Source organism: Methylobacterium sp. WL116 (genome assembly GCF_008039455.1).
In the GTDB taxonomy this organism is placed as follows: Bacteria; Pseudomonadota; Alphaproteobacteria; order Rhizobiales; family Beijerinckiaceae; genus Methylobacterium.
The window spans coordinates 1-5,657 of record NZ_VRUV01000302.1 but is presented as its reverse complement, the minus strand read 5'-3'; the positions used below and the strand labels follow the sequence as shown (position 1 = coordinate 5,657).

Annotated in this window: 5 protein-coding genes and 1 pseudogene; 4 read left to right on the top strand and 2 right to left on the bottom strand. The window is 71.2% G+C overall.

The window, feature by feature from the left end; genetic code table 11:
* A pseudogene (locus FV223_RS31920) lies at positions 1-147 on the top strand (beta-ketoacyl-ACP synthase); the annotation flags it as partial.
* 237 nt (positions 148-384) lie between these two features.
* Here the strand turns inward: FV223_RS31920 and FV223_RS18655 are convergent.
* Positions 385-1,605 (bottom strand): ABC transporter substrate-binding protein, encoded by a 1,221-nt coding sequence (locus FV223_RS18655; protein WP_147728415.1) that lies wholly within the window; start codon positions 1,603-1,605, stop codon positions 385-387.
* 111 nt (positions 1,606-1,716) lie between these two features.
* Positions 1,717-2,649, bottom strand: a complete 933-nt coding sequence (locus tag FV223_RS18650; protein ID WP_147728414.1) for an alpha/beta hydrolase — start codon at positions 2,647-2,649, stop codon at positions 1,717-1,719.
* A 175-nt stretch (positions 2,650-2,824) separates the two neighbouring features.
* Between FV223_RS18650 and FV223_RS18645 the strand changes: the two genes are divergently transcribed.
* The 3 genes from FV223_RS18645 to FV223_RS18635 all read left to right on the top strand — a co-directional run.
* Positions 2,825-4,930 carry an EAL domain-containing protein gene (locus FV223_RS18645; protein WP_147728413.1) on the top strand — a complete coding sequence of 702 codons (2,106 nt, stop codon included), beginning with the start codon at positions 2,825-2,827 and terminating at the stop codon, positions 4,928-4,930.
* Positions 4,931-5,037: 107 nt separating this feature from the next.
* Positions 5,038-5,478 (top strand): TadE/TadG family type IV pilus assembly protein, encoded by a 441-nt coding sequence (locus FV223_RS18640; RefSeq protein ID WP_147728412.1) that lies wholly within the window; start codon positions 5,038-5,040, stop codon positions 5,476-5,478.
* Positions 5,475-5,657: pilus assembly protein TadG-related protein (locus FV223_RS18635; RefSeq protein ID WP_246689727.1), on the top strand; the 183-nt coding region annotated here is incomplete at its 3' end. The genes FV223_RS18640 and FV223_RS18635, both read left to right, overlap by 4 nt.

Below are 5,657 nucleotides of genomic sequence, written 5' to 3'. Positions count from 1 at the left end.
CTGATCGGCCACGGCCTCGAGGTGACGGCGCCGTTCGGGGCCGCCCTGGCAGCCGGGCTCGTGGCCGATCGCGGCCTGTCGGAGGTCGCGGTCACCGCCGTGGGCCACCGCCGCGGCGAGGGCGTTCTGCGCCTGATGGCCGTCTGAGCGGCGGCCGTCGCGACAGTCTCCCCGATGCGCCTTCGGCAAGGGTCACTCCCACCCGCCGCCTCATCCTGAGGCGCCTGCCTCGGCGGCCCTCGAAGGGGGCCTCCCGCCGACGCGCGATCCCTCAAGGTCTCCTTCGAGGTCTCCTTCGCGGCGGCTCGCGCCGCACCTCAGGATCAGGGGGGTGGATGGGAGTCGGCCGCCACGGGTCGGCCGCTTCGTCCCTGCTTTCCGGTCCTACTTCGCCGCCGTCGTCAGCGGGCAGCCGCTGGCCTCGGCGGTGGCGAAGGCCTCCGGTCCGGGCACGGTGGCGAGCTTCCTGTAGAGGTCCCACTCGCCCTTGGATTCGGCGGGCTTCTTGACCTCGAACAGGTACATGTCGTGGACCATGCGCCCGTTCGGCAGCACCTTGCCGCCCTTGGCGAAGACGTCGTCGACCGGCATCGTGTGCAGCAGCGTGTTGACCGCCTCGGTCTCGTCGGTCCCGGCGGCCTTCACCGCCTTGAGGTATTGCAGCACCGCCGAATAGGTGCCGACGTGGATCATGTTGGGCATCTTGCCGGTGCGCTTCATGAAGCGCTGCCCGAAGGCGCGGGTCTCGTCGGTGAGGTCCCAGTACCAGCCCTCGGTGAGCGTCAGGCCCTGCGCGACCTTGAGGCCGAGACCCTTCACCTCCGCCAGGGTGAACAGCAGCGCCGCGAGCCGCTGCCCGCCCTCGACGATGCCGAACTCGGCGGCCTGCTTGATGCTGTTGGAGGTGTCGAGGCCGGCATTGGCCAGCCCGATCACCTTGGCGCCGGAGCCCTGCGCCTGGAGCAGGAACGAGGAGAAGTCCTGCGCCGAGAGCGGATGGCGGACGTTGCCCAGCACCTTGCCGCCCTTCGAGGTGACGTAGCGGGCGATCTCGGCTTCCAGCGAGTAGCCGAAGGCGTAGTCGGCGGTCAGCATGAACCAGGTGTCGCCGCCCTGCTGCACCAGGGCGCCGCCGGTGCCGACCGCGAGCGCGTGGGTGTCGTAGGCCCAGTGATAGCCGTAGGGCGTGCAGGCCTTGCCGGTGAGGTCGGCGGTGGCCGCGCCGGTGGTGATGGTGATCTTGCGCTTGTCCTTCGACAGGCCCTGGACCGCGAGCGCCACCGACGAGGTCGTCAGCTCCATGATCGCGTCGACGTTGTCGCGGTCGTACCATTGCCGCGCGATGCCCGACGCGATGTCGGGCTTGTTCTGGTGGTCGGCGGAGACGAGCTCGATCGGCGTCCCGTTCATCGAGCCGCCGAAATCCTCAACCGCCATCCGCGCCGCCTCGATCGAGGAGCGGCCGCCGAACTCGGCGTAGGTGCCGGACTGGTCGTTGAGGATGCCGATCTTCACGACCCCGTCCGAGAAGCCCTGCGCGGCGGCGGGTGCGGCGAGCGCGGCGAGCGCGACCGCCAGCGCGAGACGGACCTGTCCCTTGGTCATGCGTATCCTCCCGGAAGACGTGATCTTGTCGATCGGCCGCCGTTCGGGCGGTCCGGGGCGCATGCTAGGCGAAGGGCGGCCGCGCAACCACGGCGGGCGTAGCCCTCCGTGTTACGCTTTGCGCGGAGCTTCATTCTCGAGGAAGGGGCGGAGCGCCGCGAGGGTCGCGGCCGGGTTCTCCTCGGCCAGGAAGTGGCCGGACTCGATCTCGGCGCCGACCGCGTTCGGCGCCAGCGTCCGCCGCCACGCCGCGAGCGCCGTCTCCGGCTTGTCGCGATCCAGGTAGCGGCTGCTGGCGAGAACGAGGACCGGCATCGCCAAGGTCCGCCCGGCGGCGATGTCGGCCCGGTCGGCCGCGCGGTCGGGGCCGGCGCCCGCGCGGTAATCCTCGCACATCGCATGGATGCGCTCGGGCACGGACCAGGCCTGGGCATAGAGGTCGAGCGCGCGCGGGTCGAACGCCGAGAGGTCCTTGGCCGACGTCCAGCCGGCGATCAGCGTCCGGAAATAGCCGTCGGGATCCCTGCCGATCGCGGTCTCCGGGTTCGGGGCCGGCTCGGCGAGGAACGGCCAGTGCGGGTTGGCGCCCGGCGCGGCCTCGATCCGCTCCCACTGGACCGCCGTCGGCACGACGTCGAGCAGCGCGAGCGTCGAGACGCGGGCGGGCTGGTCCAGGGCGAGGCGGTAGGCCACCCGCGCGCCGCGATCGTGCCCGGCGAGCGCGAAGCGGACATGGCCGATCCGCTCCATCAGCGCGACGATGGCCCCGCCGATCCGGCGCTTGGAGTAGCCGTCGTGGGCCGGATCGCCCTCTGGAGCGGCCGACCAGCCGTAGCCCGGCAGGTCGAGGCAGATCACGCGGTGGTCGCGGGCGAGGTCGGGGGCGATGCGGTGCCAGAGCGCGTGGCTCTGCGGGAAGCCGTGGAGCAGCAGGAGCGGCGGCGCATCCGCCGGGCCGCCGACGCGGGCGAAGGCCTTGCCCCAGGCCGCCTCGGTCCACAGCGCCTCGAACCCGGGAAACAGATCGTCGCCACCGCTCGACATGGGCCTTGCTCCAACCTTCGCCGATCGCGACCCGCGGGTGGCGGCGTCGCGCGCCAGCGTCAAACGCGCTCAGGGGCGTCGGGCTCCGGCGGCGATGCGCCCACGCGCGGCAGGGAATGCGAATAAAATCTTAATCCCTGTCGTGGAGGGTCGCATCACGACTGATGGTGCCCGAATGCCCGTTCAAACCCTGGAAGAGCTCGCGAGGATCGACTCCGACTGGGTCTGGCAGACCGATGCCGCGCAGAACTTCACCTATCTGTCTCCCGAGGTGGAACGCTTCCTCGGCCGAACCGCCGGCGCGCTGACCGGCACGTCGCGGATGACGATCGCCGCGAACGGCGGCGACGGCAGCTTCTGGGAGCCCTACTTCACGGCGCTCGACCGGCGGCAGGCCTTCACCGGCTTCATCTATCCCTACGCCCATCCCGACGGCCACGTGCGCTGGTTCCGCATCAGCGGCGAGCCCGTCGTCGCGCCGGACGGGACCTTCTGCGGCTATCGCGGCACCGGCACTGACATCAGCTCCGAGGGCCAGGCGCGCAGTGCCCTCGCCGACGCGCTCGCGGAGCTGCGCACCTCGCACGCCAGCCTGGTGGAGCAGAACAAGCGCTTCGAGGCGGCGCTGAGCAACATGACCCAGGGCCTGTGCCTGTTCGACGAGGCGGCGCGCCTCGTCGTCTACAACCAGCGCTATTGCGAGATCTTCGGCCTGGCACCGGAGGCCCTGCGGATCGGGATGTCCCAGCGCGAGATCTGCGCGATGCTGGTGGCGGCCGGCTGTTATCGCGGAGGCACCACCGTCGACGTCCTGTGCGAGGGCACGCGCCAGGCCCTGCTCGACCCGGACCCGAAGCCGATCCAGCGCGAGCTCGCCGACGGCCGGATCCTCGCCGTGTGCTATCGGACGATCGAGGACGGCGGCTGGGTCTCGACCTTCGAGGACATCACCGAGCGCCGCCGCAACGAAGCGCGGATCGCGCACATGGCGCGCCACGACGCGCTCACCGACCTGCCCAACCGCACGGCGTTGCGCGAGCACGGCCTCAGCATGCTCGGCAAGCCGCGGCGTGCGGGCGAGACCACGCGGCTCGCGATCCTCTGCCTCGACCTCGACCGGTTCAAGGCGGTCAACGACACGCACGGGCACGGCGCGGGCGACGCGCTCCTGCGCGCGGTGTCCGAACGGCTCTGCGCGCGGGTCCGCACCGGCGACCTGGTGGCGCGCCTCGGCGGGGACGAGTTCGCGGTGCTGCACCGCGTCGCCGACGCGGCCGGCGCGCTGGCCCTGGCCGAGCGGATGATCGAGCTGGTGAGCACGCCCTACGATCTCGACGGCTACACCGTCGAGATCGGCATGAGCGTCGGCATCGCCATCGCCGACGAGGCGGCCGACGACATCGACCGCCTGCTCAAGAACGCCGACACGGCGCTCTACCACGCCAAGGGCAAGGGCCGCGGCACCGCCTGCCTGTTCGAGGCGGCGATGGACGAGACCGCCGAGGTCCGCCGCGCGATCGAGCGCGACCTCGCCGACGCCCTGAAGCACGGGATGTTCGAGGTGCATTACCAGCCGCTGGTCAACCTCGACAGCAACCGGGTCACCGGCCTGGAGGCCCTGGTCCGCTGGCGCCATCCGCAGCGCGGGCTGATCCCGCCGGCCACCTTCATCCCGGTGGCCGAGGAGACCGGGCTGATCGTCGCCCTCGGGGAATGGGTGCTGAACCGGGCCTGCCGCGACGCCGTCGCCTGGCCGGGCGGGATCAGCGTCGCCGTCAACGTCTCGGCCGTGCAGCTGCGCCACCGCACCTTCGCGCAGACGGTGCTGCTCGCCCTGGCCGCGAGCGGGTTGCGGTCCGACCGGCTGGAGCTCGAGATCACCGAGAGCGTCCTGCTCGACGACACCGAGGCCAACCTCGAGACCCTTCATCTGCTGCGCCGGACCGGCATCCGCATCTCGATGGACGATTTCGGGACCGGCTACTCGAGCCTGACCTACCTGCGCCGCTTCCCCTTCGACAAGATCAAGATCGATCGGTCTTTCGTCCAGGATGCCGGGAAGGCGACCGAGGCCGGGGCGATCATCCGCGCCTTGGTGAGCCTCGGCACCAGCCTCGGCATCACCACGCTGGTCGAGGGCATCGAGACCGAGGAACAGCTCGCCGCCGTCCGGGCCGAGGGCTGCCAAGAGATGCAGGGCTTCCTGTTCAGCCGGCCGCGCACGGCCGACGAGATCGCGGCGATGCTGACGGCCGCGCGCGACGAAGCCGCCGCAGCCTGAGACCGGCATATACAACTCCGGATTGTATTTACATCTTTCCTTAAGCCGAAACCCATACGGTAGGTTGCATAGCCGGTTTGCGATGCAAGCTCATGGGATCGCGTGCGATGGGAACGAGGGCGGGACGCGGGGGCGGAAGGCTGGCGGCCTGCCGCGGCGGAAACGCGGCGGTCGAGTTCGCGCTGGTCACGCCGCTCCTGCTGCTGCTGTTCGCCGGCATCTCCGCCTTCGGCATCTATCTCGGCGCCACGCACACCCTGCGCGATATCGCGGCGGAGGCGGCACGCGCCTCGGTCGCCGGCGTCAGCGACGGCGAGCGCGCCTCCCTCGCCCAGGCGGTGGTGCAGCGCAGCCTCGCCGCCAGCGCGATGTTCAAGGCCGGCAGCGTCGGGGTCTCGGTCGGCACCAGCCCGAGCGACGCCACCGTCTACACGGTCACGCTCACCTACGATTCCTCCGGGCTCGGGCTGAAGTCCCTCGGCAAGCTGGTCCCGCTGCCGCCGGACATCTTCACCAGCACGGTCAGCGTGCGCCGGGGCGGGCTGTGAGCCGCCGGGCGCGCGACCTGCGATCGGCCCGGGGCGGCTCGGTCGCGGTTCTGGTGGCGCTCGGGGCCACCGCGCTGATGGGCGCGGCCGCGGTCGGGATCGATCTCGGCATGGTGGTGCAGGCCAAGCGCAAGGCGCAGGGCGCCGTCGACATCGCCGCGATGCTGGCCGCCGCCGGC

Coding starts and splice junctions, on each gene's coding strand:
- FV223_RS18645 (WP_147728413.1), top strand. CDS start 2,825: ATGCCCGTTCAAACCCTGGAAGAGCTCGCGAGGATCGACTCCGACTGG.
- FV223_RS18655 (WP_147728415.1), bottom strand. CDS start 1,605: ATGACCAAGGGACAGGTCCGTCTCGCGCTGGCGGTCGCGCTCGCCGCG.
- FV223_RS18640 (WP_147728412.1), top strand. CDS start 5,038: ATGGGAACGAGGGCGGGACGCGGGGGCGGAAGGCTGGCGGCCTGCCGC.
- FV223_RS18650 (WP_147728414.1), bottom strand. CDS start 2,649: ATGTCGAGCGGTGGCGACGATCTGTTTCCCGGGTTCGAGGCGCTGTGG.